The following is a 23293-nucleotide window of genomic DNA, read 5'->3' as shown; positions in this document are numbered from 1 at the left end:
AGCGAGTCAGCATGATCTTCACCCATCCGCGCTGCTCGGTGCCACCTGGGTTCGTCACGCCGCGGCGCGCACCGGGGTCATACTGCCCGCGTGACCGGGGGCGGTCCTCGGGCTGGCTGACGTCTTCCCTCAGGACCAGCACCGGTTCCCGCGCGAGGCCATCGCCGAACGGTGGCTCCGCGAGATCGACCTTCCCGGGACCGACTGCTTCGTCGTCCTCCGAGGGGGCTGTCGCTGGTTTCGCGGCAACTCGTGGCGACGAGTTCCTGCACTTCGGCATCGCCGTCGACCACTGGGGCAGCGGGCTGGCGACGCTCGCGCACGACGACGTCCTCGACCACCTGCGCGACCGCGGCATCCGGCGTGCCCGGCTCCGCGTCTTCACGGGCAACGGCCGCGGCCGCCGCTTCTACGAGAAGCACGGATGGGAGCCGACCGGAGAGCGCAGCAGGAGCTCGTTCGCGCCCTGCCCAGAGCTCCTCGGCTACGCACGTCCCCTCTGACCGCGCCAGACAGTCCAGGTCGAGTACGCATACGGACGCGGTGCACGGCCAGGAGTCGCGAGGATGACACGCATGGGCGGGGCAGAGCCGGTCGAGAGTCGCTGGGGACTCAGCCTGCCGTGGTGGTCACTTGCCATCGGCGCCCTGACGACGGCGTTTCTGGCCGGCCTGGCGTTCGTGCTGCTGGTCATGCACTCCCTGACCTACGGCTTCGCCTACGTGCTCGATCTGGGCTCGGTCGACGACCCGGACATCGGCCGCTACGAGCTGGCGCTGGCGGTCGGCATCGGCACCAACGTCTTCGGCGCGCTGGGACTGTCGAGACTGACCATGCGGACCCGAGCGGCCGCGTGGCCGCCGGTGCTGGCCGCTCTCCCGATCGCCCTGGTCACCGGGGTCGTGGCCACGACCGGCATGCTCGCCGTCCTGGGGTTCGACCCCTTGCTGCCGTTCGCCGGCCTCTGACGCCGGGGCACGGGCGCAGTCAGCGGCCAGGGTCGCCGGCGTCGCGGCTGTCCGTCGTCTCGACCTCGTCGCGGCCGGCATCGCGCCGGTCGCGGCGCGCGCGCACGACGGCGATGACGAGGCAGGCCACCATGCCGAGGAGGAAGAGCGGCAGCGCGGCCAGGTAGCCGAGGAACAGCACCGTGTCCGCAGGGGTCGGGGTGCAGCCGAAGCCGAGACCGGTGCACTGCCCCGAGGCGTTGTAGTCCGGGAGCGTCAGGTGCAGCACGAGCACGAGGACGGCCGGGACGATCCAGAGCAGGCCGAGGGCGACGATGTACGGGCGAACGCTGCGTGGCTCCACGCCTCCACCATCGCCCACGTCCGCCGGGCCCGCATCGGCGCCCCTACTCAGCACGGCCAGAGCCGGGCCCGCGTCGAGGACGCCGAACATCCGGATCGGCTCCTACGGTGTCGTCATGGCCACTCACTGGACCCTCGGCTGCGACGCCACCGACCCGCACCGGCTCGCAGCCTTCTGGGCGGCGGCCCTCGGCTACGTCGCCGAGCCCGGCTACGACGACCCCGACGGCGCCTCGATCATCGACCCGAACGGCAGGGGCCCCGCGATCGGCTGGCTCCGGGTGCCCGAGCCGAAGTCGGCCAAGAACCGCCTCCACATCGACATCCGCGTCGCGGGCGAGGGCCCGTGGGACCTCGTCGAGCGCGAACGGCTCATCCGCGCCAGGGTGCCCCAGCTCGTCGACCTCGGCGCGACCGTCGTCCGCGAGGAGAGCTACGACGGCGCCCTCGGGCACGTCGTCATGCTCGACCCCGAGGGCAACGAGTTCTGCGTGGCCTGACCGCCAGAGGGGTGGGCGTCACGCGTCGTCGGGCGACGGGGCGGGCGCGCGCCGCTGCGACTGCTGGCGCACCTCGGCGTGTGGTTCGAGCGCGGTCGGGCGCCAGATCTCCTCGAACGGCGCCATCACGTGGCCGGCTCCTCGACGCCGCACGACGAGGGCCGCGCGCCGGAGGAGCAGCCCGACCAGCGCCAGGGCGAGCGCGACGACGAGCCAGGGCATCATCCCGCGATCGTATGCCGTGCGGCCCGGTCGTCCCCCAGTGAGCGCGGTCGCGCTCAGAGGCGCACGATGACCTCGTCGAGCATGGCCTCGGTGAGCTTGCCGGTGAACGTGTTCTGCTGGCTCACGTGGTAGCTGCCGACGAGCCGCACCTGCCGTCCCGTCTCGGTGGTCAGCACGGCCTCGGCGCCGTGGCCGAACCTCGGCTTGGGCCTCGGCACGTCCCAGCCTCGGCGGCGGGCCGCCCCGAGGGCCGCGTCCCAGGCGATCGCCCCGAGCGCGAGCATCGATCGCAGTCGCGGCTCGGAGAGCTCGAGGTCCCGGTCGAGCCACGGCGCGCACGCCGCCTTCTCCTCGGTCGTCGGCTTGTTGGCCGGCGGGGCGCACCGGACGGCGGCGACGATCCGCAGTCCGGTCAGCACCAGCCCGTCGCCCGAGGCGACCGACGTGGGCTGGCTCGCGTACCCACCCCGGTGGAGCGCGGCATACAACCAGTCGCCGGAGCGGTCGCCGGTGAACATCCGGCCGGTCCGGTTGGTGCCGTTGGCCGCCGGGGCGAGTCCGACGACGAGCACCTCCGCCTCGGGGTCGCCGAACGACGGCCCCGGCCTGCCCCAGTACGGCTGGTCGGCGAACGCGGCCCGGCGCCCGTGGGTCGCGACCGACTCGCGCCACGCGACGAGCCGCGGGCACGCGCGGCACACGCTGATCCGGCCATCGAGCTCGCGTATGCCGCCCGCCCCCATCGCGAGCCGGCGCACCTGCGCCGCGGTGGTCGCCACAGGCGTCTCGGCCGTCGCCGGGTCACCCGGCCAGCCCGAGCCGGCGGGCACCGGCGACAGGAAGAGGCCGCCGGTCACGGGGTGCTGGGCCGGGTTCGGCAGGTCGACGGGACACATGGCCCCACGCTAGGCCGGGACCGGGCCGGACGGCATACGGACGTGAGACGGTTCAGGGGTCGGACTGATGAACCGGACGGGGCGCGGAGGCGTCTCTGCAACCGGGAGCACCAGTGAGGAGGTGGCTGCGGCATGCCGCTCGACGACGAGGCGGTCGCTGAGATCTACCGCGAGCACGGGCCGATGCTCCGACGCGTCGTGTGGCGCGCGACGAGCGACGCCAACCGGGTCGAGGACATCGTCCAGGAGGTCATCCTGCGGGTCTGGAAGCAGGCCCCCGAGGCCGACAACCTGCGCGCCTACCTCATCACGACCGCCCGCCACCTCATCGTCGACCAGCACCGCGCCGCCGGACGCCGACCCCAGCAGGCGCAGCTCGTCGACGTCGCCGAGACGGACTCCGCGCTCGACCGCGCCCTCGACCAGGTGCTCGTCGAGGAAGCCCTCGGCCGCCTCCAGTCCAACCACCGCGAGATCGTGCGCTACCTCTACTACGAACGCCTGACCGTCGCCGAGACCTCCGTGCGGGTCGGGGTGCCCGAGGGCACCGTGAAGTCCCGCGCCTACTACGCCGTGCGCAACCTGCGCGACATCCTCGACGAGATGGGAGTGACGAGATGACCACCGGACCGGACGACCTGCACGCGCTGCTCGGCGCGTACGTGCTCGGTGGCCTGTCCGATGACGACCACCGCGCCTTCAGCGAGCACCTGCGCTCGTGCCGGCAGTGCCAGACCGACATGGGCCAGGTGTCCGGGCTCCCCCGCCTGCTCGACCTGGCCGGTCCCGAGGGCGGTCCCCACCTCACCGAGGCCCCGGTCGCTGTGCCCGCCCCGCTCCTGACCGACCACGACGACGAGCGCGTCACCACCCTGCTCGCCGAGGTCGGCCGCCGCCGACGCCGGCGGCGCACGTGGCTCTCGGTCGTCGCGGCCGCGGCCGCGGTCCTCATCTTCGCCGGCGGCGCATGGCTCGGTCCGCTGCTGCTGACACCCGCCACGCCGACGCTGCCGACGACGCACGTCGCCGCCGCTGCCGTCGCCGGCAGCCAGGTCCGGATCGACATCGCCCTCGTGACGCGAGGTTGGGGCACGCAGCTCGACATCGACTGCGAGGACATGCCGACCGACGGCGAGCTCGCCCTCTGGGTCATCGACCGGGGCGGCAAGGCGACGACCGCGGCCTCCTGGCGCGCGACGACCACCGGCTACTCCCGCGTCACCGGAGCGACGGCGCTGCGGCCGAACGAGATCCAGGCTCTCGAGGTGCGCACCGGCACTGGGCGGGTGCTCGCCGCAGCCCGCACCTGAGACCGAGTGGGGCGGCGACCTCGCCGTCCGGGGACACGCCAGAGGGCCCGGCTCGCGACTGATCAGGTCTGCGATCCCGGGCCCTGATGGCGGTTAACGTACCTCAACGGGCCAGCCGCCCAAGCGATTCGGGGTGTGGTGCGGGGCAGCCCCCCTGCCCCGCACCGTTCCCCATGACACTCAGAGACGACGTGGGTGGGGTTGATACACGGCCATCTCAGAGCCCGTCGGGCAGCTGCGTCCGCGGTGGGGTGACCGAGACCTTCGCGCCGTCGAAGGTGACCTCGCTCAGCCACATCGTGCGGCCGGGCACCTCCGAGCCGATCGAGTCGGGTGCCCACGCGTGGTAGACCATGAGCACCCGGCCGCCGGCCTCGAACAGCGCGCAGTGACCCGGCCCGGCCGCGACGTCGGTGCTCGTCAGCACCGGCTCGGGATCCTTGGTGAACGGACCGGTCGGCGACATCGCGGTGGCGTGCCCGACGGCGTACCGGTCGCTGCCGTAGTCGTTGGCGGAGTAGAAGAGGTGGTAAACGCCGTCGCGCTCCCAGACGAAGGGTGCCTCGACGAGCTGCCCCTCCCACGGAAGGTCCTGTCGGATCAGGCGTTTCGGCTCACCCTCGAGTCGCCGACCGTCCGACGAGAGGCGCTGCACGGAGATCCACGTGTCGATCCCGACGGCGTTGCCGTCGTTCTTCCAGAAGAGGTATGCCGTACCGTCGGACGCCACGAACGGTGACGCGTCGATGGAGCCGCCCTGGTCGTGCTCGCAGACGAGCGGCTGGCTGCTCGTGTCGGTGAAGGGTCCCCTGGGGTCGTCGGCAACGGCCAGACCGATGCACTGGATCGTCGGGTCGGGCGCCATCGTCGTGTAGTACATGACCCACCGGTCGCCGAAGCGGTGCGCCTCGGGCGCCCACACCTTGCCCGGCGTGCTCCACGAGGCGACGCGCGGAAGCGCGTCGCTCCCCTGCGTCCACGTGGCGAGGTCGTCACTCGTCAGCGTCTGGACGTTCATGCCGTTGCCGTTGGTCGCGATCGCGACCCAGCCGTCGCCGGCCGGGAGGATCTGCGGGTCGGGGAAGTTGCTCCGCCAGACCGGGTTCGTCGCGGTGGGTGGTGCTGCCTGCGTCGCGGGGGTGGTCACGCGGTCTCCTGTCGGGCTGGTGGCGGGGTCGAGCGCCTGGCAGGCGCCGGTGAGGACGGTCGCGGCGACCGCGACGAGGACGAAGGCGCCCCGGGTGGCAGCGCTCATCCGGCGCCCGGGTCGGCGGGCCAGCTCGACGCGTAGAACCGCAGGTGGTCGACCTCGGCGGTGACGGCCGGGGACGCACCGCCGTGGGCGACGAGCCCGATGCGCGGGTGGGTGTCGGCGCGGAAGGTCCACGTCGCGCCCCACGTCCAGTGCACGCCGTCACGGCTCGTGCCCGCCCGGTAGAGGTGTTCGCCGGCGGCGTTCCGGTGGTGGGCGAGCCGCAGCCAGAGGGTCGGCGCCGACGTGCCGATGATGGCGCCGCCGTAGCTCGTCGGGCCGTCCGGTGCGTCGGGGTCGGCCGCGGTCTCGCGGCCGAACTCGGTCTGGCGGGTGTTCCAGATCGCGACGTTGGACAGGCGGGCGAAGTCGTCGTCGTTCGCGTAGGCGACGAGCCCGACCTGCTGGTAGTTGCGCACCGAGTCGGTGCCGAGGTCTAGCGTCGTCCTGGCCTCGGCGATCCAGTCGCCGTCGCCCGGGACGTCGTGGAGCAGCACGCCCGCGGTGTTGCCACCACCGACGAGGTCGGCGCCCTCGACCGGCCAGCGCAGGCTGCCGCCCGACACGGTCACGGCCGAGTTGCGCCGCACCCACGTGAAGCCGGGTAGGTCCGGCTCGTCGAACTCCTCGGACGACAGGAGCGCCCCGGCCACCGGCACTGGCGCGAGGGCGGCTGCATCCGCGGCTGCCGGGTTGACGACGACGTTGTCGACGACCGCGTTGCTGCTGCTCAGGCGTACCGGGGCGGCAGCGGGCCTGGCGTCGCCGGACACCTTCACCCGGGCCACGACGTCGGCGAGGTCGCTCTCGGTCACCTCGGCGGTGAGCCCGTCTGCCGTCGCCTCGACGGTCAGCGTGCGCCACGCCCCGGTCGGGATCGGGGGCAACGCCGTCGTCGACGAGCGCACGGTGCCGTCGCGCTCGACCTGGGCGGTGAGCCGGCGACCCTTGGGGTCCAGGGTGATCTTGACGGCAGGGTCGCGCCCGAGCAGAACACGGAGCGGCTCGGTGCCCTGGTGGTCGAGACGCACGTGGAGCGGCCCGGCAGGGGCGAACGCCGCCGTCGAGGCGGTGCCGTGGACGAGAGCCGTGTTGCCGGTGACGGGATCCGCCGGTCCCGCGGCCAGGCCCGTGAAGCCGCTCGCCAACGGATCGGTCGGTGTGATGCCGAGCCCCGATTCCAAGGACGGCGCCGGCTGGGGCGTGTCCGACGGACCGGCCCCTGCGCGGGTGCGCGGCCAGCCGTCGACCCAGTCGAGAACGTCGAGGAGCATGGGCCGGCGGTTGATCCCGAAGGGCGTCGTGAGCCACGGGTTCGTCCGGTCGATGGTGTGGTAGGCGATGAAGTCGCGCCCCTGCGCGTCGGTGACGACGGCATGGTGGCCGGCGCCGACGAAGCGGTTGCCGTTCTGCGTCAGCACGGTCGTGCCACCGACGCGCGAGGTGAGCAGCGGCGTGCCCTCGGCGTCGAGGAACGGCCCGAGGGGCGAGCGCGCGCGGCCGGCGAAGACGGAGTAGCCCGTGGTCGGGCCGGCACAGCAGTTCGCCGCCGAGCCCATGAGGTAGTAGAAGTCGCCGTGGCGCACCACGTAGGAGCCCTCGTAGCGGTTGTCGATCGCCACCTGCGTGGCCGCGCCGACCGGCGTCAGGCCGTCCGCCGACATGCGCGTCGCCCACAGGCCGCCGAAGTAGCTGCCGAAGTAGACGTAGCGCTGCCCGTCGGTGTCGGTGAACCCCGCCGGGTCGAAGGTCCAGAGGAACCCGCCACCCGACGCCGGCCGTGGTGGGATGGCCGGCGCGGGGGCGGGAGTCCAGGGGCCCGACGGCGTGGGCGCCGTCGCGGCGCCGATGGCCGAGTCGTCGCCGGGGTGGAGCGTCGTGTCGGTGACGGTGAAGTAGAGGACGTACCGCCCTGCCACGAAACGGATGTCGGGGGCCCACAGGCCCGAGGTCGGGGTCGCCCACGACGGTCGGTTGCCCGCGTCGAAGACGGTGCCGAGGTACTCCCAGCTCGACCAGTCACGGGTGCGCGCCATGTGTATCGCGCCGGGGGCGTCACCTGAGCGCAGCGGGTCGGACGTGGCGTAGGCGTACCACCAGCCGTCGCGGCCGCGGATCACGGACGGGTCGGCGAACGTGTCCGAGAAGGAGTCCGACACGGCGTTGTCGTATGCCGTCGGGAGGGCCGCGGACGGCATACGACCCGCTGATGCCGGTGCCGCGGCGCTCATACCGACGACCGTGACGAATGCTGCGAGACAGGCGGTTCCGCGCCGGAAGGCACGGGCGCTCAGGGAGGTCAGGGGACGCATACGGACTCCTCAGCCCTTGACGCCGCTGTTGGCGACGCCCTCGATGACGTAGCGCTGCACGAAGACGTAGAGCGCGAGGACGGGGATCGCGGCGAGCATGGCGCCGGCCATGACCACGGGGTAGTCGATCGTGTAGGCGCCCTGGAGCCGGCTGAGGCCGGCGGGCAGCGTCAGCCGCTCCGGGGAGAAGAGCACGTAGATCGGCCAGATGAAGTCGTTCCAGTTGGCGAGGAAGCTGAGCACGCCCAGCGTGACGAGTGCCGGCCGTGCATTCGGGAGGACAATGGACCACCAGGTGCGGAAGGCTCCGGCGCCGTCGAGGCGGGCGCTCTCCTCGAGCTCCTTCGGCAGACCGAGGAAGAACTGCCGCATGAAGAAAACTCCGAAAGCGCCTGCCGCCCCGGGCACGACGAGCGCCCAGATCTGGTCGAGCCAGCCGAGCTTGTCGAGCAGCAGGAAGTTGGGCATGAGGAAGATGAAGCCCGGCACGAACAGGGTGAGGATGATGGCACTGAAGATGGCGTTCTTGAAGCGGAACTCCATGCGCGCCAAGGCATAGCCGGCGAGGGAGCAGACGAACAGGACGAGCAGGGCGTGCATCGTGGCCGCCGCCATGGAGTTGGCGAACCAGCGCAGCACCGGGCTTGCGGCGTCCTGGAAGAACAGGACGTCGTAGGCCCGGAGAGTCGGCTCCTGGGGCAGGTACGTCGGCGGGACGGTGCGGGCCTCGCTCTGCGACTTGAAGGACGTCAGGAAGATGAGCAGGAGCGGGCCGACGAAGATCAGGCTCAACGCGCCCATGCCCAGCCAGAAGAGGGGTCCGTTGCGACGCCTCATGACTTCTTCTCCCTGAGCGCCCAGAAGTTGACGAGCGAGATGAGGGCGAGGAAGACCGCAAGCACGTAGCTCATGGCCGATGCCTGACCCATCCGGTACTGCGAGAGGCCGAGGTCGGTGATCTCCATGATCGCCGTTCGCGTCGAGTCGCCCGGACCGCCCTTGGTGATGAGGTAGCTCTGGCCGAACATGTTGGCGCTGGCCAGGATCGTGGTGACGACGATGAAGACGAGGACCGGTCGGAGACCCGGGATCGTGATGAAGCGCAGCTTCTGCCAGGCAGAGGCACCGTCGATGTCCGCGGCCTCGTAGTGCTCGGCGGGGATGTCGGCGAGTCCGGCCAGGTAGATGACGGCGTTGAAGCCCATGGTCCACCAGACCGTCACGCCCGCGAGTGAGATCCATGCCCACGGCTGCGCGGTCGTCCAGGGGGTGTCATCGGGCAGGCCGAGCGCGCCCAGCACACCGTTGACCATGCCGAACGACGGGTCGAGCAGGTAGCGCCACATGAGGCCGACCACTGCGACGCCCAGGACGAAGGGTGCGAAGTAGAGCGCGCGGAAGAAGGTGCGGCCGGGGAACCTTCGGTTGAGCAGGATCGCGAGGAGCAGCGGCAGGACGACGAGGAACGGGACGCTGATGAGCACGAAGAGGCCCGTGGCCTTCATGCCGCTCCAGAACGGCTCGAACTGTGGGGATTCGCTGTCCAGGAGGTCCGCGTAGTTCTGGGTCCCGATGAAGGGCTTGTTCGGCAGGAGGAAGTCCCAGTCGTGCAGGGAGATCCAGATCCCGAGAATTCCCGGAAGCACCACGAACGTGAGGAACAGCAGGAGGAAGGGCGCGAGGAAGAGATATGGGGTCCACGGCGACCCGTGGATCCCTGCTGGGGCTCCTCGGGAGCGGCGCCCGCCCGGCGCGGCCTCCGCTCCCGAGGAGAATCCGGTGGGCTGTGTCGTCACAGCCATGGTCAGCCGCCGTACTTCTTCGCGTTGGCCTCGAGGATCTTCGTCGCGCGGGCAGCAGCGTCGGAGAGGACCTTTGCCGGGTCCTGTCCACCGAGGACCGCCGCGTTGACCGCCTTGTCGAACTCCGGCATGGCATCTCCGATACCGGCAACCGCCGGCAGGAAGTGCAGGTCGTCGATCTGGCTGGCCAGGATCGCCTGTTCCTTGAGGGCCTCGAACTCCGCGGACTCGCGCACGGAGTTGCGAGCCGGCACCTGACCGCCCTTCGCCCACTCGAGGCTCTTCGTGCTGATCCAGTTGAGGAAGACGCGGGCCGCGTCCTGCTTGTTCTGGTCGGGCGTGCGCATCGTCGGCAGCACGAACTGGTGTGAACCGGCCCACGCCGCCTTGGTGCCGCCGATGTTGGGCAACGGGGCCACACCCCACTCCAGGCCCGACTTCTCCTTGAGGGTGTTGATGGTCCAGATGCCATTCCAGTTGAAAGCCGTCTTGGCATTCTCCAGCGCGATGAGGTCGGCGTCCTGGGCGATCTTGCCCGGCGAGTAGCCCTTCGTCACGAGGTCCTGGAACCAGGTCAGTCCCTTGACGCCGGGGTCCTCCGCCCAGAGGACCTGCTTGCCGTCCTCCGAGAAGAGCGAGCCACCGAACTGGTAGATGAGCGCCTGGATCGAGAGACCACCCGTGAACGGGAACGGGCTGGCCCAGTGACCCTGGATTCCCTTGCCTTTCATGGTCTCGAGAGCCGCCATGTACTCGTCGTTCGTCATCGGGGGCTTCTCCGGGTCCAGCCCGCCCTGCTCCATGACGCTCTTGTTGTAGAAGAAGCCCAGTGGGTGCACGTCGAGCGGGATGGAGTAGCGCTTTCCGTTGTAGATGCCCGCCTTCCACGGAACCGGTGCGAAGTCGCTCTCGCTGAGCTTGAGAGCGGCGGCGACGTCGTCCAGTGGCTGGACGACCCTGCGGGCGGCGTTGGTCGCGACGGAGTCGACGTGCATGATGGCGATCTCGGGCCCCTTGCCGGCCGCAACCGCGGCGGGCAGCTTGGCGTAGTAGTCGGCCCACTGCATCGTGTTCATGCTGACGGCGATGTTCTGGTGCTCGGCGTTGAACTGGTCCACGAGGCGCTTCATGTAGGGCCCGTCGCCTCCTGTGAAACCGTTCCAGAAGGCGAGGGCGACCTTGGGACCGGAGTATCCGGTGGCGCCACCGCCGCCCGACACGGCCGGGGCCTGACCGGGGACGCCGCTGGATCCGGAGCCGCATGCGGCGAGGCCCGCGACGCCGGCGATGCCGAGCGCTCCCGAGAGGATCGTGCGCCGGGACAGCGGGGTGAGAGGTGACTGGGGGCGGGGTGTGGTGTTCGTCATTGAACGGTCCCTTCGGTGAGGCGGATGCAGTGCCAGGAGGTGGGCGGCAGGGTTGCCGTGAGGGTGGTGCCATCGGTGCCGTCGACCGCCGCGTCCCCCGGGCGCGGGGTCACCCGGTCGGGGTGCTCCTCGGTGTTCGTGGCCGAGGTGTCGTCGTCGTGCACCTGGAGGTGCTCGACGAGTGCGTATGCCGTGGGGTGCCCCCGCACGGCGGCCGCGACGTCGAGCGTCAGCTCGGCCGTCTCGGTGCGGCTGCGGTTGACCACGAACACGGCGAGGTCTCCGGTGTCGGGGTCGTGGGTGGCGGTGACGACGAGCTGGTCGACGGGCCCGAAGGCCTGGGTCTCCATCGAGTCGCAGGAGACGGCCGGGCGCAGCACGGTGCCACGGGCATGCCTCGCGGTGAGGGCGAAGGGGTGGAAGATCGTCTGCTTCCACGCACCCCTGCCGGGACGGGTGGCGATGGGGGCGATGACGTTGACGAGCTGCGCCTGGCAGGCCATCGAGACGCGGTCGGTGTGCTGGAGCAGCGTGATCAGCAGGCTGCCGACGACGACGGCGTCGGTGACGTCGTAGACGTCCTCGATCAGCTCCGGGGCCTGGCGGATCTCGAGGGAGCTCTCACCGTGGAAGCGCTTCTGGAACCACACGTTCCACTCGTCGAAGGAGACCATGATCCGCTTGTCGGAGCCCTTGACCGCGGCCACGTGGTCGGCCGTGGCGACGACGGACTCGATGAAGCGGTGCATGTCCTCGCCGCTCGCGAGGAAGGAGTCCACGTCGCCGTCGACGGGCTCGTAGTAGGCGTGGGCGGAGATGTGGTCGACGAGGTCGAAGCATCGCTCGAGGACCACGCGTTCCCAGGTTCCGAAGGTCGGCATGCCGCGGTTGGACGAGCCGCAGGCCACGAGCTCGAGGCCCGGGTCGACCCGACGCATGGCCCGCGCCGCCTCCTCGGCGACACGCGCGTACTCCTCGGCGGTCTTGTGGCCCATCTGCCACGGGCCGTCCATCTCGTTGCCGAGGCACCAGACCCGGATGTCGTGCGGCTCGGTGTGTCCGTTCTTGACCCGCCGGTCAGGCCACGACGTGCCGGCCTCGGCGTTGCAGTAGAGGAGCAGGTCGATGGCCTCCTGCACGCCCCGCGTGCCGAGGTTGACCGCCATCATCGGCTCGACGCCGACGCCGCGGGCCCAGTCGACGAAGTCGTCGGTGCCGACCTGGTTGGTCTCGACGGAGCGCCAGGCGAGGTCGAGCTGCGTGGGCCGCTCGGCCTTGGGTCCGACGCCGTCCTCCCAGCGGTAGTTGGAGACGAAGTTGCCCCCGGGGTAGCGCACGACGGTGACCCCGAGCTCCCGGACGAGCCGCGCGACGTCGCTGCGGAAGCCCAGCTCGTCGGCGTCGGGGTGGTCCGGCTCGTAGATGCCCGTGTAGACGCACCGGCCCATGTGCTCGACGAAGGACCCAAAGGTCCTCGGTCGCACGGGCCCCACCGTGAAGGCGGGGTCCAGCCGCACCATCGCTCGTCCCATGCGGTCCTCCTTGACCGTCGGCGTCGGGTCGCACCGCGTCCTACAACGGTTACCCAATAGCGTGTGTGCTGAAAATTACAACGGTTACCGAAAAGTGTCCAGAGGTTGTCCGAGGTCATCACGGCGAGCCACGCCGGGCGCTAGCCTGTTCCTCGACGGGGCTTGCACGGGGGCACGCAGGACGGAGACACGGTTGGCGGCGCGGCTGCGAGACGTTGCGGAACGTGCAGGAGTGTCGGTCAAGACCGCCTCCAACGTCCTCAACCACCACCCACACGTGAAGGCCAGCACGCGCGAGCGCGTCGAGGCCGCGATGGCCGAGCTGCACTACCGGCCCAACCTGTCGGCGCGCAGCCTCAAGCACGGTCGCGCGGGCTTCCTGGCCCTCGCGGTACCGGCGATGGACTCGCCCTACTTCGCCGAGCTCGCGGCCCGCATCACCGAGGAGGCGGCCGCCCTCGGCTTCATCGTCCTGCTCGACGTCACCGGCGGCGACGCCGACGCCGAGCGCGTCGTCCTCGAGGGCATGCGCTCGCACGTCATCGACGGCGTCATCTTCTCGCCGCTCGCCCTCTCCCCCGACGAGATCAGCCGGCGCGCCGACAGCCTGCCGATGGTGCTGCTCGGTGAGCGACCCGTCCCCTCGGGCTTCGACCACATCGCCGTCGACTCCGTCGCCGCAGCCCGAGCGGCGACGGATCACCTTGTGGCGCAAGGACGTCGACGTATCGCCGCCGTCGGACGCGAGACGATGAAGGGCACGGCGTCCGCGCGGCTGCGTGGCTACCGGCAAGCGCTCAAGGCCGCCGGCCTGGCGTACGACCCCGATCTCGTCATCGGCGTGCCCCACTTCGAGCGCGCCGACGGGCACGCCGCGATGCAGCGGCTGCTCGAGCTGCCCGAGCCTCCGGACGCCGTCTTCTGCTTCAACGACCTCATGGCCATCGGCGCGCTGCGCGCCTGCGTCGAGGCCGGCGTGTCGGTGCCGGACGAGATGGCCATCGTCGGCTTCGACGACATCGCCGAGACCCGCTACTCCAACCCCACGATCACGACGATCTCCCCCGACCTCACGGGGCTGGCCCGCGCCGCCCTCGAGCTGCTGTCACGCCGCATCGACGGCGAGCGCGGTGACGCCGAGGAGGTCGAGGTGGCGTGGACGCTCGAGGCCCGCGAGACGACGCTAGGCGTCCCGACCCGCCGGTGACGCCTGCAAGGGCTGCCGTGTCAAGGAGCAGACAACCCGCAAGGTCTGCGCAAGGTCAGGTGCCGGATCCCGCTGCGCGCGCTGCCTGCTCGACCTTCTCCCGGTGAGCAGCCCAGTCGGCCGCGTCGTCGCTCGTCGACACGAGGTCGTCACCGACGACGCCGTCGACCTGTTCGCGCAGGATGTCGGCATGGCCGACGTGACGGTTGGTCTCGGTGAGGACGTGGACCATGAGGTTGAAGAGCATGACGTCCGGCCGCGGCCACCACGGGACGTGGCCGGGGGCGTCGACCGGCAGCGCCTCGATCGTCGCGTCGGCGTGGGCGCAGGCGCGGCGGTAGCGCTCGACGACGTCGGCCCGCGACTCGTCCGCCCTCACCCACAGGTGGTCGCGGCTCACGAATCCCGGGTCGTCGAACTGGGGCAGCGGCTCGGGGAAGGGCCGGCCCATGATGCCGCCGAGGTAGCGGGCCTCGGACAGGGTGAGGTGCTTGACGAGGCCGAGCAGGTTGGTGCCCGTCGTCGTGAGGGGTCGTCGCGCGTCGTACTCCGACACTCCCTCGAGCTTGGCGAGCAGGGACGCCCGGGCCCACCGGAGGTTGTCGTGGAGGTACGCCTTGGCGAAGTCGTCGATCACGCGCGCCAGCCTCGCACGCCCGGTCGTCAGCGTCCCGTCAGAAGGTATGCCGTGAGCTCGGCGGGGTGCGAGAGCGCGGCGAGGTGCCCACCGGGGACCGTGTCGACGTCGAGGCCGAGCCGCTCGTGGGCGACCCGGCGCTGCAGGCCGACCGGGAAGAAGCGGTCGCCGGCGCCGGCGACGACCCGCGTCGGCACCTCGGGCCACGTCACGATGTCGCACGGCGTCTCGAAGGCGCGGTCGCCCTCGGGTCGCTGGTGCTCCTCGCCGCTCGCGGCGACGGCCGGGTCGACGTCGTGGAGGAAGTACGTGTCGAGGTCGAACTCCTCGGGGTAGCCGCCGGCGCGGGCCGCCGCCACCCGGGCGCCCTCCGACCCCACGGCGTCCCACCACGCACCGGCCGTCTCGCCCGGCAGCGGGAGCATGGCGTTGAGCAGGACGAGTCCTGCGACCGGCCGCCGCACCGCGACCATCGGGACGGTGAAGCCGCCCATCGACTGGCCGACGACCACGACGTCGTCGCGGCCCTCGACCGCGGAGGTGACGAGGTCGGCGTACTCCGGCAGCCCGGCATCCGGGTCGTCGGCCGGCAGCTCGACGGCGACGGCCTCATGGCCCGCCTCCTCGATGAGCGGCACGACCCGGTGCCAGTACCAGGCGGCGCCCCCGGCGCCGGGGACGAGTGCGAATGTGGTCACTGTCCACATGCTAGCCCTCGACGGCGCCCCGAGCGGCGTGCGATCGTGGCGTCATGGCTGACGACCCCTCGATCCAGGACCGCATCGGCTCGCTCATCGACGAGGAGCACCGGCTCCGCTCCGCACTCCAGGCCGGTGAGATCACCGTCGACGAGGAGCACGCCCGGCTGCGGACCGTCGAGGTCGAGCTCGACCAGTGCTGGGACCTGCTGCGCCAACGTCGCGCCCGACGCGAGTTCGGCCAGGACCCCGACGGCGCCGAGGTCCGGTCCGAGCGCACTGTCGAGGGCTACACCGGCTGACGCTCAGATCGTGAGGCCGTGGCCGACCGGGAAGAGCGGGTCGTCGTAGCCGGGCACGTCCTCGCCGTGCGCCCGCACCTGGTCCATCGACCGGGGCAGGTCGAACGGCAGGCGACCGGCGGGCGCGATGGTCCCGGTGATCGCGTCGAGCAGGGCGTCGTCGGACGAGCCGTAGCTACCGACGACGGCCGAGGCGAAGCGCAGCAGCGGGGTGAGCACGGCCGGCCGGTCGAGCACGACGTCGATGACGAGCGGGCACACCGCGGCGATGCGCTCGAGCCGGGCCACGAGGCCCGGCGGGAAGTCGAGCGAGCCCTGGTGGAACCACGACTCGAGGAAGAGGTCGGCCCGCGGGTCGAAGGGCGCGGTGAGGCGCACGACGGCGACGTCGGCGTCCTCGGGCCGCTCGACGAGCTTGCCGTGCCGCGCGACCGCCTCGGGTGAGAGCCGCTCTGCGTAGATGCGCAGGCCCTGCTCGAGCGGGAGCCGGCCACCCTCGTTGTGCAGCACGGTCACCGAACGGGCCTGGGCGGCATACCCCTCCTCGCGGAAGTCGCCCCGGCCCACGGTTGCGGCGGCCGCGTCCTCGTCGACGTAGGGGTTCTCGAACAGCCCGAGCCGGAACTTCACCGCGAGGATGCGGCGCGCCGACTCGTCGACGCGCGCCTCGGGGACCCGGCCCTGGGCGACGAGGTCGAGGAGGATGTCGACGCACTCCTCGCCACCGAACTGGTCGGCGCCGGCCTCGAGGATCAGCTCCATGCGGCCGTGCGGGTCGAGGTGCTCGACACCCCATGCGCGGGCGGGGAGCACCTGGTCGCCCACGTGGTTGTCGTTGACGAGCTCCCAGTCGGTGACGACGACGCCGTCGTAGCCGAGCTTCTCGCGGAGCAGGCCGGTGACGACCTGCTTGTTGTAGCCGAAGCCGATCGGCTCGATCTCCGCGCCGTCGACGACGAGGTCGACCGGCATCCCGTAGTACGGCATGATCCCCGCGGTGCCGGCCGCGATGATCGGCGGGAACGGCTTGAGGTGGTCGGCGAAACGCCCACCGGGGTAGACCTGCTCGCGCCCATAGGGGAAGTGCGCGTCCTCGCCGTCCTTCTGCGGGCCGCCCCCGGGGAAGTGCTTGCTCGTGCACGCCACGCTGCCCGGACCGAGCGAATCTCTTTGGAAGCCTTGGAGATACGCGACTCCGAGCTCCGTCACGAGGTCGGGGTCCTGGCCGAACGTGCCGGCCTGGCGTGCCCAGCGCGGCTCGGTCGCGAGGTCGAGCGTCGGGTGCAGCGCGGCCCGGATGCCGACCGCGGCGTACTCCTGCCGCGCGATGTCGGCGAAGCGTCGCACCGCGTCCGCGTCGCGCAGCGCCGCGAGCCCGAGCGGCTCAGGCCACTGCGAGAACGCCCCGGCCGAGAAGGAGACCCCGACGTTCTCGATGAACGCGTGCCGCGGGTCGGTCGACACCGTCACGGGTATGCCGTGCGGCGTGCGCTCGGCGAGCGCCTGCAGGGCGTTGCTCCACCGGGCCGCCGTGCGCGGGTCGTCGAGGGCGTGAACGTTGAAGTGGGTGAGGTGCTTGTCGAGCACGACGGTGCTCGTCGGGGACTTGCTGATGGTGCCCGGGTGCTCGAGCACCGTGCCGTCCGCGCCTGCCTCGATGACGGTCTGGAACATCAGGCCGACCTTCTCCTGGAGGGACAGGCGCACGAGGAGGTCCTCGACCCGCACCTCGACGGCCAGCCGTGGGTCCTCGTAGGGGTCCATCCGGCCGTTGCCGTTGAGGTCGCGGTAGGCGACGCCGTCCTCGGTGGTGCGAAGCTGGGGGCGCACGGGTCGGACCTTTCGTCGATGAGGGACGTTCTGGAGCGGGTCAGGCGATCGGGCTGGCGCCGAACTCCTCGATGCCGATGACGGGCTTGAGCGCGCGCTCCACGGCCGGGGTGCTGAAGCCGCGACGGATGACGTCGTTGCCGAGCACGTTGCCGATCGCGCCCATGACCATGGCCTGGTCGAGCGAGAGGTAGCGCCGGGCGACCATGCCGGACCGGACCGCGACGGCGTCGAAGAACCCACCTCGGTCGTACGCGTCGAAGTCGGCCTGGATGTTCGCGAGGTTCGTGAACGCCTGGTCGGGCTCGTGCATCATCGCCAGGAACGACGCGTGCGGCGTGACGACACCGTCGCCGTACGTCGGAGTCGGGTTCGTGGCAGCACGACAGCCGTCGAAGCCGACGTCGTAGTTCGTCATCTCCTGGTCGGAGAAGTACCCGTTGGCGCCGTTGCCGGGCTCGTTGCCCGGGCCGAGCCCGAGCGGGTCGACGCCGTACTCACGGTAGCCACCGGCGGGGTTGCTCGACGGGCTGAAGCCCCAGTAGCCGTAGTCCGCGTCGACGAGTCCGTGCTCACGCTGCGCACGGACGTGCAGCGGGTGGTTGCGACCCCACGAGCTGGGGGCCCACGTGGCCTCGTCGACGAAGACGTCGGGCATCAGCTCCTCGAACATCGATCCGCCCCAGCCGGGCACGATGTGCAGGCCACGGTAGGTGTACGCACCCTCGTAGACGTCGAGGCCGTAGTACCTGCGGGTCACACCCACCGGCTTCATCTCCTGCCACGACCAGTCGCAGGTGTCCGGGAAGGTGCGCCAGGTTGCGTAGTACGCGGTCGGGTTGATCTGGCCGGTGATGATGCCGAGGTAGGTCGTGATGCGCGTCTCCGACACCGTGGTGTCGTAGTGGTGCGTCGTCAGCCAGACCGGTTCGCCGCCTATGTGGGTGCCCAGGTAGGTCCCTCCGGGCCGACCGTCCTCGTAGGGGTAGAAGCCGCCGTGGACCAGACCACCCGCGCGGACCTGGTGGGCAGGGTCGCTGTTGTCGTTGTAGAACGCCTTCCAGCGCATCCGGTCGAAGATCCGCCTCGCCCACGGGCCGGCGGCGCGGTCGGAGTTGGCGACGACGAGCAGCGCCGCCCCGAGCCAGCCGTTGTCGACGCTCGAGGCGAACGCGTAGACCTTGTCACCCGAACCCGGCCAGGATGTCAGGGCCTTGCCGGTCTCCTCGTCGTACCAGTTGTAGTACATGCCGCTGGGGACATGGTGCTCCATGCGGTAGAGCGTCTTCAGGGTGCGGATGAGCCGCGCCGTGGCCTCACCGCGGCTGATGATGCCGAGCTCTCGCGCCGCAATCGTCGACCAGAGGTAGCCGCCGATGTTGGTGGGTGACGTGTAGCCGGAACGGTCGCCGGGCGCGAGCGACTCGGGGATGTTGTCCGCCGGAAGGCCGGTCTGTGGGTTCGTCATCGCGACGAGGCTGCGCCACGTGTCGGCCGCCCACGTGCGCACCGTCGCGCTCTCCAGGGAGCGGACCGCATTCGGGGCCGTCCGGAGGAACGCGGGCGCCTGACGGGCGGAGGTGGTCGAGGCTGACGCCGAGGGCGCGAGCGCGAACGCGGCGACGGAGGCCGCGCCTCCGACGAGCAGGGCGCGTCGGCTCGGGGTGTGGAGGGTCTTCGGGGTGCGGTCGGTCAGGTCTGCCATGGGCTGTACTCCGTTTCCGATTACTTGAGGCCGGTGGTGGCGATGCCCTCGATGAAGCGCTTCTGGAAGATGAGGAAGACGACGAGGACCGGGATGATGACGACGGTCGCCCCGGCGAGGAGCAGGCCGTAGTTCGTGCTGTTCTGGCCGGTGGAGTAGAGCGCCAGGGCCACCGGGAGGGTGTACTTGTCCTCGGACTGCGCCACGACCAGTGGCCACAGGAAGTTGTTCCAGCTGCCGAGGAAGGTGAGGATGCCGAGCGTCGCGAGGGCGGGACCGCAGAGGGGCAGGATGATCCGCCAGAAGATCCGCAGCTCGCCGGCGCCGTCGACGCGTCCCGCGTCGAGCAGGTCCCTCGGGAGCCCGAGAATGAACTGGCGCATGAGGAACACGCCGAACGGGCTGACGAGCCACGGCAGGAAGAGACCCGGGATCGTGTCGACGAGGCCGGCGTTCGCGACGAGGACGAAGAGCGGCACGAACGTCACGACGCCCGGGATCATGAGCGTCGTCATGACGGCGACGAAGATGACCCGCTTGCCCTTGAAGTCGAGCATCGCGAGGGCATATCCGAGCATCGAGCAGAAGACGAGATTGCCCGCCGTCACGACGACGGCGACGACCGTCGAGTTCGTGAAGTACTGGCCGAAGTTGAGCTTGCTGAACAGCTGGGTGTAGTTGTCGAGCGAGGCGTCCTGGGGCCACCACGTCGGCGGGATCTGCCTCAGCTCTCCTTCACCCTTGAAGCTGCCGAGCACCATCCACACGAAGGGCGCGACGACGGCGGCGAGGGCGATGACGAGGATGACGTAGAGCCACCAGTGCCCGCTGCGGCTGGTCCCGACCATGCCGGAGCGCGGCGTGCCGGACTCCTGCTGGGGCGCGGCCGCGGGCTGACGGGGTGCGGTGTCGACGGACATGGTCAGCTCCTCTCTCGCAGCAGCCGGAACTGCAGCGCCGTGACGATCGCGATGACGACGAAGATGAGGTAGCTCATCGCCGACGCGAGGCCGTAGTTGCCGAAGCCGAACTGCTGGTACGTGTTGTACGTCACCGTGATCGTGCTGTTGAGCGGCCCGCCCTGGGTCATGACGAACGGCTCCTCGAAGACCTGGAGGTAGCCGATGGACGTCGTGACCATGACGAAGAGCAGGGTGGGTCGCAGCAGGGGCAGGGTGACGTGGCGGAACCGCTTCACCGCTCCGGCGCCGTCGATGGCGGCCGCCTCGTGCAGCTCGGCGGGCACGGCCTGCAGGCCCGCGAGGAAGATGATCATCCCCGTGCCGAAGTTGCGCCACGCGGCCATCATGATGAGCGCCGGCATCGACCAGTTCGGGTCACCGAGCCAGTTGGGCCCCGTGATGCCGAACCACCCGAGCACGGTGTTGATCAGGCCACCCGGATCCTGCAGCAGGAAGCGCCAGACGACCGCCACCGCGACGATCGAGGTGATGACCGGCATGTAGAAGCCGAGGCGGAAGACCGCGCGGAACCGCGTGATGCCCTTGTCGAGCGCGACTGCCGCGGCGAGCGCGAGGAGGAGAGTCAGCGGCACCCCGACGAGGACGAAGTAGGCGGTGTTGGCGGCAGCCTTGCGGAAGATCGGGTCCGACAGCGCCTTGGTGAAGTTGTCGAAGCCGACGATGTTGACGCTGAAGGGGTGTCGCAGGTCCTTCGCCTTGGTGTCGGTGAAGCTCATGAAGAGCGACTGGACCACCGGCCACGCCGTGAAGGCGAGGAAGAGCAGGCAGAAGGGGATCGCGAGGATCCAGGCGGCCCGCCCCTCCCGCCGGCGGCCGGACCCGACCCGTCCGGGGGAGCCTCCGTCGCCCGCCCCCCGGGACGACCCGTGGTCGGGCCGTCCCGGAGCGGTGACCGGAGGTGGCGTCACAGGTCCTGTGGGGGACCCGGTCGTGCCGGTCTGGGCAGTCATGCGATCACATGCCCGTGCCGATGGAGTCGGCCTGCTGCTGCGCCGTCTTGAGGCCCGTGGCCGGGTCCTCGCCCGTCTTGGTGATCTTCTCCAGCTCCGTGTCGAGTCCCTTGACCGCCTGCTCCCACGTCGGGAAGGACGGCGGCGCCTTGGCCGTCTCGAGCTGCTTTCCGAAGACGGCGAGCTTCTTGTCCGAGGCGAGCGCCGGGTCCTGCCACGCGCTCTTGACCGACGGCAGGTCGGTCGAGATCGTGTACCACTTCGACTGGACCTTGGGCTCGGCGAGCCACTGGACGAACTTCCACGCGGTGTCGCGGTTCTGCGTGTTCTTGAAGACGACGAAGTTCGAGCCGCCGACGAACGACGACGAGCCGGCCGAACCGGCCGGGATCGGCGCGACGTTGTACTTGTCCTTGAAGCCGGCACCGCCCACCTTCTCGACCGCGGACATCATCCACGGGCCGGAGATGAACATCGGGACCGTGCCGTTGACGAAGTCGGGCTCGGTCGTCGGCGTCGCCGGGGCGCTCTTGTTCGAGATGCCGTCGGTGAAGTACGACTGGTAGTACTGGGTCGCCTTGAGCACCTCCGGGCTGTCGAAGTTGTACTTCTTGCCGCCGTCCTTGGTGAGGTCAGCGCCCTCGCTCCAGGCGAAGGGCATCAAGGTCTGCCACGAGCCGTCGCCGCCCGCCTGGAGGCCGATGCCCCACTTGGCGCCGGCCTTGGTCTGCATGGCCTTGGCCATGTCCTTCAGTCCGGCCGCATCGGTCGGCACGGTGTCGTAGCCGGCCTTCTTCGCGAGGTCGGTGCGGTAGAAGACGACACGGGTCTCGACGTACCACGGGATGCCGTAGGACGTGCCGTTCACCTCGGTCGTCTTCTGCGCACCTTCGAAGAAGGCGGACTTGTCGATCTGGGCAGGCGTCGGGTCGATGGCGTCACTCCCGGCGAACTCACCCATCCACGTGGTGCCGACCATCGCGACGTCGGGCGTCTTGCCCGCCGTGATCGCGGTCGTGAACTTGTCGTGCGCCGCGGCCCACGGGATGGACGTCACTTTGACGCTCACCCCGGGGTTGGCGGCCTCGAAGTCCTTCGTCAGCTTGGACAGGTTGTCGCCCTCGGCGCCCATCGCCCAGACGGTGATCGTGCCCGTGGCCTTGCCGGTGCTGACTGCGGCGCCCGTCTGACCGGCGGCGGAGCCGCCGTCCTCGGCACCGCGACCACACGCGGTCACGGTGAGGGCCGCGGCGGTCATGCACGCGACGGAGATGACAGTGGTGCGTCTCATCGGTCTCTCGCTTTCTCGGGTCTCGTTCGAGACGTTGGGGGTTTCGTTTGCTGTGGTGAAGCACTGCCGTCACGGCTGCTCGTCATCCGTGACGCCGCTCCGTCCGGGATGGGTGTTTCGCGGGCTCGCGCAGCCGCACGAGCCGCGGATGATCACCCGGGTCGCGAGCACCTGCCGCTCGGCGTGGGGCTCACCCCCTTGGACCCGATGGTGAAGACGGTCTGCCGCCAGGACCCCGAGTTCCCTGACTGGCTGACTCACGGTGGTCATACCCGGCCGGACGTACCTTGACGCCATCACGTCGTCCCAGCCGACGACGGCGACGTCGCCCGGGACGTCTCGGCCGGCGTCCTGCAGGCGGCTCATGATGCCCAGCGCGAGCTCGTCGTTGGCGCAGACGAGCGCGTCGGCCTCGATCTCGCCGGAGAGGATGCGCTCCGCGACGGCCTCGCCCTCCCCTTCACGGAACGGCACGCGGACCGGAGCAGCGGGCTCGGCGCCCCGCGCCCGGTGGGCGGCGACGAAACCGGCGTGGCGCTCGTAGATGTCGGGTGCACCCTCGGGGTCACCGACGAAGACGAGGCGGGTGCGCCCGTGGGTGAGCACGTGCTCGGTGAGCTGCTCGGCGCTGTGGGCGTTCTCGGCGCCCACGCTCTCGATGCCCTCCTGGGGCGCACCGGCGATGATGACGACGGGCTTCTGGCCGTGCAGGGCGCGGGCGACGGCGGGCGGCATCGCGGCCGAGCCGAGCACCGCGATGGCGTCGACGCGGGTGGCGAGCTGGCGCACGGCACGGGCGAGGTCGGCCTTGCCGTCGGTGAGCATCAGGGTGACGCTCTGGCCCAGCTCTGCCGCCCGCGACTCGAAGCCCATGAGCAGCTCTGAGTAGTACGGGCCGGTCAGCTCGGGCAGCACGAGCCCGTACGCCTCGTGGTGCCGAACGGCGAGGCTGCGAGCGGCCCCGAGCGGCACGTAGTTGAGCTGCTCGACGGCGTCGAGGACCTTCTGCGTCGTCGTCGACGACACGGTGCCGGCGCCCTGGAGGACGCGGGAGACGGTGGCGATCGAGACGCCGGCGCGCTCGGCGACGGAGTAGATCGTGGCCCCCACCGAGGGGGTGTCCGGGCCGTGCTCGCGTGCTGTCGCCATGGGTCCCACCTCTCGCGTCTCGTCGTTGAGTGATG

At 70.6% G+C, this 23293-nt stretch carries 24 protein-coding genes; 7 read left to right on the top strand and 17 right to left on the bottom strand.

The annotated features are described in order from the left end of the window. The first annotated feature begins 11 nt into the window (after window positions 1–11). Window positions 12–503: an N-acetyltransferase gene (locus tag ASD90_RS01995; protein WP_235506349.1), complete on the top strand. Its 492-nt coding sequence runs from the start codon at window positions 12–14 to the stop codon at window positions 501–503. 72 nt (window positions 504–575) lie between these two features. After that, complete coding sequence (locus tag ASD90_RS01990) at window positions 576–968, top strand: hypothetical protein (protein WP_056750927.1); 393 nt, start codon at window positions 576–578, stop codon at window positions 966–968. Between the two features lie 19 nt (window positions 969–987). Here ASD90_RS01990 and ASD90_RS01985 read toward each other — a convergent pair whose 3' ends face one another. After that, the gene (locus tag ASD90_RS01985) at window positions 988–1311 is read right to left on the bottom strand and encodes a hypothetical protein (RefSeq protein ID WP_157622942.1); all 324 of its coding nucleotides are present in this window, start codon (window positions 1309–1311) and stop codon (window positions 988–990) included. 115 nt (window positions 1312–1426) lie between these two features. Here ASD90_RS01985 and ASD90_RS01980 point away from each other — a divergent pair, with 115 nt between their 5' ends. After that, window positions 1427–1810, top strand: coding sequence for a VOC family protein (locus tag ASD90_RS01980; protein WP_056750921.1), 384 nt, complete (start codon window positions 1427–1429; stop codon window positions 1808–1810). Window positions 1811–1828: 18 nt separating this feature from the next. On the opposite strand, the gene ASD90_RS01975 is transcribed toward ASD90_RS01980, so the two are convergent. Both ASD90_RS01975 and ASD90_RS01970 read right to left on the bottom strand, forming a co-directional pair. Next, window positions 1829–2035, bottom strand: a complete 207-nt coding sequence (locus tag ASD90_RS01975; protein ID WP_056750918.1) for a hypothetical protein — start codon at window positions 2033–2035, stop codon at window positions 1829–1831. A 53-nt stretch (window positions 2036–2088) separates the two neighbouring features. Further along, complete coding sequence (locus tag ASD90_RS01970; protein WP_056750914.1) at window positions 2089–2931, bottom strand: uracil-DNA glycosylase; 843 nt, start codon at window positions 2929–2931, stop codon at window positions 2089–2091. Between the two features lie 132 nt (window positions 2932–3063). Here ASD90_RS01970 and ASD90_RS01965 point away from each other — a divergent pair, with 132 nt between their 5' ends. Further along, window positions 3064–3552 (top strand): sigma-70 family RNA polymerase sigma factor, encoded by a 489-nt coding sequence (locus ASD90_RS01965; protein ID WP_056750911.1) that lies wholly within the window; start codon window positions 3064–3066, stop codon window positions 3550–3552. Continuing rightward, window positions 3549–4241 carry a zf-HC2 domain-containing protein gene (locus tag ASD90_RS01960; protein ID WP_056750907.1) on the top strand — a complete coding sequence of 231 codons (693 nt, stop codon included), beginning with the start codon at window positions 3549–3551 and terminating at the stop codon, window positions 4239–4241. The genes ASD90_RS01965 and ASD90_RS01960 overlap by 4 nt, the downstream gene beginning before the upstream one ends. 217 nt (window positions 4242–4458) lie before the next feature. On the opposite strand, the gene ASD90_RS01955 is transcribed toward ASD90_RS01960, so the two are convergent. The 6 genes from ASD90_RS01955 to ASD90_RS01930 are packed head-to-tail and all read right to left on the bottom strand — an operon-like array spanning window position 4459 to window position 12506. After that, window positions 4459–5496, bottom strand: a complete 1038-nt coding sequence (locus ASD90_RS01955; RefSeq protein ID WP_082588425.1) for a glycoside hydrolase family 43 protein — start codon at window positions 5494–5496, stop codon at window positions 4459–4461. Next, the gene (locus ASD90_RS01950) at window positions 5493–7805 is read right to left on the bottom strand and encodes a family 43 glycosylhydrolase (protein ID WP_056750904.1); all 2313 of its coding nucleotides are present in this window, start codon (window positions 7803–7805) and stop codon (window positions 5493–5495) included. The genes ASD90_RS01955 and ASD90_RS01950 overlap by 4 nt, the downstream gene beginning before the upstream one ends. 9 nt (window positions 7806–7814) lie before the next feature. Beyond that, the gene (locus ASD90_RS01945) at window positions 7815–8642 is read right to left on the bottom strand and encodes a carbohydrate ABC transporter permease (protein WP_056750901.1); all 828 of its coding nucleotides are present in this window, start codon (window positions 8640–8642) and stop codon (window positions 7815–7817) included. After that, the gene (locus tag ASD90_RS01940) at window positions 8639–9607 is read right to left on the bottom strand and encodes a carbohydrate ABC transporter permease (protein WP_082588424.1); all 969 of its coding nucleotides are present in this window, start codon (window positions 9605–9607) and stop codon (window positions 8639–8641) included. Before ASD90_RS01940 ends, ASD90_RS01945 begins: the two co-directional genes overlap by 4 nt. 2 nt (window positions 9608–9609) lie before the next feature. Next, window positions 9610–10974, bottom strand: coding sequence for an ABC transporter substrate-binding protein (locus ASD90_RS01935; RefSeq protein ID WP_056750897.1), 1365 nt, complete (start codon window positions 10972–10974; stop codon window positions 9610–9612). Further along, entirely contained in the window at window positions 10971–12506 is a 1536-nt protein-coding gene (locus ASD90_RS01930) for an alpha-N-arabinofuranosidase (RefSeq protein WP_056750894.1), read from the bottom strand. Before ASD90_RS01930 ends, ASD90_RS01935 begins: the two co-directional genes overlap by 4 nt. Before the next feature lie 193 nt (window positions 12507–12699). Here ASD90_RS01930 and ASD90_RS01925 point away from each other — a divergent pair, with 193 nt between their 5' ends. Then, on the top strand, window positions 12700–13713 hold the full coding sequence (locus ASD90_RS01925; RefSeq protein ID WP_056750891.1) for a LacI family DNA-binding transcriptional regulator: 1014 nt from the start codon (window positions 12700–12702) through the stop codon (window positions 13711–13713). Window positions 13714–13768: 55 nt separating this feature from the next. Here ASD90_RS01925 and ASD90_RS01920 read toward each other — a convergent pair whose 3' ends face one another. Then, window positions 13769–14350 (bottom strand): DinB family protein, encoded by a 582-nt coding sequence (locus tag ASD90_RS01920; RefSeq protein ID WP_056750889.1) that lies wholly within the window; start codon window positions 14348–14350, stop codon window positions 13769–13771. 26 nt (window positions 14351–14376) lie between these two features. Further along, a complete protein-coding gene (locus ASD90_RS01915) occupies window positions 14377–15048 on the bottom strand; it encodes an alpha/beta fold hydrolase (protein WP_056750886.1) in 672 nt (223 codons plus the stop codon). 53 nt (window positions 15049–15101) lie between these two features. Between ASD90_RS01915 and ASD90_RS01910 the strand changes: the two genes are divergently transcribed. Further along, complete coding sequence (locus ASD90_RS01910; protein ID WP_056750883.1) at window positions 15102–15350, top strand: DUF2630 family protein; 249 nt, start codon at window positions 15102–15104, stop codon at window positions 15348–15350. A 3-nt stretch (window positions 15351–15353) separates the two neighbouring features. Here ASD90_RS01910 and ASD90_RS01905 read toward each other — a convergent pair whose 3' ends face one another. From ASD90_RS01905 to ASD90_RS01880, 6 genes are all read right to left on the bottom strand, one after another. Then, window positions 15354–17180: a glycoside hydrolase family 3 protein gene (locus ASD90_RS01905; protein ID WP_056750878.1), complete on the bottom strand. Its 1827-nt coding sequence runs from the start codon at window positions 17178–17180 to the stop codon at window positions 15354–15356. 40 nt (window positions 17181–17220) lie between these two features. Then, window positions 17221–18885 (bottom strand): glucoamylase family protein, encoded by a 1665-nt coding sequence (locus tag ASD90_RS01900; RefSeq protein ID WP_056750875.1) that lies wholly within the window; start codon window positions 18883–18885, stop codon window positions 17221–17223. Window positions 18886–18905: 20 nt separating this feature from the next. Then, a complete protein-coding gene (locus ASD90_RS01895) occupies window positions 18906–19805 on the bottom strand; it encodes a carbohydrate ABC transporter permease (protein ID WP_082588423.1) in 900 nt (299 codons plus the stop codon). A 2-nt stretch (window positions 19806–19807) separates the two neighbouring features. After that, entirely contained in the window at window positions 19808–20818 is a 1011-nt protein-coding gene (locus ASD90_RS01890; protein ID WP_082588422.1) for a carbohydrate ABC transporter permease, read from the bottom strand. A 4-nt stretch (window positions 20819–20822) separates the two neighbouring features. Then, window positions 20823–22109 carry a sugar ABC transporter substrate-binding protein gene (locus tag ASD90_RS01885; protein ID WP_056750871.1) on the bottom strand — a complete coding sequence of 429 codons (1287 nt, stop codon included), beginning with the start codon at window positions 22107–22109 and terminating at the stop codon, window positions 20823–20825. A 69-nt stretch (window positions 22110–22178) separates the two neighbouring features. Next, a complete protein-coding gene (locus tag ASD90_RS01880) occupies window positions 22179–23258 on the bottom strand; it encodes a LacI family DNA-binding transcriptional regulator (RefSeq protein WP_056750869.1) in 1080 nt (359 codons plus the stop codon). Between the last annotated feature and the right edge of the window lie 35 nt (window positions 23259–23293).

It is taken from the genome of Terrabacter sp. Root181 (assembly GCF_001428505.1).
GTDB lineage: Bacteria > Actinomycetota > Actinomycetes > Actinomycetales > Dermatophilaceae > Terrabacter.
This window is presented reverse-complemented; position numbering and strand designations above follow the sequence as displayed.

What these genes read in the sequence shown, in the direction of transcription:
- ASD90_RS01995 (WP_235506349.1), top strand. Translation starts at nt 12, where the DNA reads ATGATCTTCACCCATCCGCGCTGCTCGGTGCCACCTGGGTTCGTCACG.
- ASD90_RS01885 (WP_056750871.1), bottom strand. Translation starts at nt 22,109, where the DNA reads ATGAGACGCACCACTGTCATCTCCGTCGCGTGCATGACCGCCGCGGCC.
- ASD90_RS01960 (WP_056750907.1), top strand. Translation starts at nt 3,549, where the DNA reads ATGACCACCGGACCGGACGACCTGCACGCGCTGCTCGGCGCGTACGTG.
- ASD90_RS01935 (WP_056750897.1), bottom strand. Translation starts at nt 10,974, where the DNA reads ATGACGAACACCACACCCCGCCCCCAGTCACCTCTCACCCCGCTGTCC.
- ASD90_RS01940 (WP_082588424.1), bottom strand. Translation starts at nt 9,607, where the DNA reads ATGGCTGTGACGACACAGCCCACCGGATTCTCCTCGGGAGCGGAGGCC.
- ASD90_RS01900 (WP_056750875.1), bottom strand. Translation starts at nt 18,885, where the DNA reads ATGGCAGACCTGACCGACCGCACCCCGAAGACCCTCCACACCCCGAGC.
- ASD90_RS01980 (WP_056750921.1), top strand. Translation starts at nt 1,427, where the DNA reads ATGGCCACTCACTGGACCCTCGGCTGCGACGCCACCGACCCGCACCGG.
- ASD90_RS01950 (WP_056750904.1), bottom strand. Translation starts at nt 7,805, where the DNA reads ATGCGTCCCCTGACCTCCCTGAGCGCCCGTGCCTTCCGGCGCGGAACC.
- ASD90_RS01880 (WP_056750869.1), bottom strand. Translation starts at nt 23,258, where the DNA reads ATGGCGACAGCACGCGAGCACGGCCCGGACACCCCCTCGGTGGGGGCC.
- ASD90_RS01910 (WP_056750883.1), top strand. Translation starts at nt 15,102, where the DNA reads ATGGCTGACGACCCCTCGATCCAGGACCGCATCGGCTCGCTCATCGAC.
- ASD90_RS01975 (WP_056750918.1), bottom strand. Translation starts at nt 2,035, where the DNA reads ATGATGCCCTGGCTCGTCGTCGCGCTCGCCCTGGCGCTGGTCGGGCTG.
- ASD90_RS01990 (WP_056750927.1), top strand. Translation starts at nt 576, where the DNA reads ATGGGCGGGGCAGAGCCGGTCGAGAGTCGCTGGGGACTCAGCCTGCCG.
- ASD90_RS01945 (WP_056750901.1), bottom strand. Translation starts at nt 8,642, where the DNA reads ATGAGGCGTCGCAACGGACCCCTCTTCTGGCTGGGCATGGGCGCGTTG.
- ASD90_RS01955 (WP_082588425.1), bottom strand. Translation starts at nt 5,496, where the DNA reads ATGAGCGCTGCCACCCGGGGCGCCTTCGTCCTCGTCGCGGTCGCCGCG.
- ASD90_RS01965 (WP_056750911.1), top strand. Translation starts at nt 3,064, where the DNA reads ATGCCGCTCGACGACGAGGCGGTCGCTGAGATCTACCGCGAGCACGGG.
- ASD90_RS01890 (WP_082588422.1), bottom strand. Translation starts at nt 20,818, where the DNA reads ATGACTGCCCAGACCGGCACGACCGGGTCCCCCACAGGACCTGTGACG.
- ASD90_RS01930 (WP_056750894.1), bottom strand. Translation starts at nt 12,506, where the DNA reads ATGGGACGAGCGATGGTGCGGCTGGACCCCGCCTTCACGGTGGGGCCC.
- ASD90_RS01970 (WP_056750914.1), bottom strand. Translation starts at nt 2,931, where the DNA reads ATGTGTCCCGTCGACCTGCCGAACCCGGCCCAGCACCCCGTGACCGGC.
- ASD90_RS01895 (WP_082588423.1), bottom strand. Translation starts at nt 19,805, where the DNA reads ATGTCCGTCGACACCGCACCCCGTCAGCCCGCGGCCGCGCCCCAGCAG.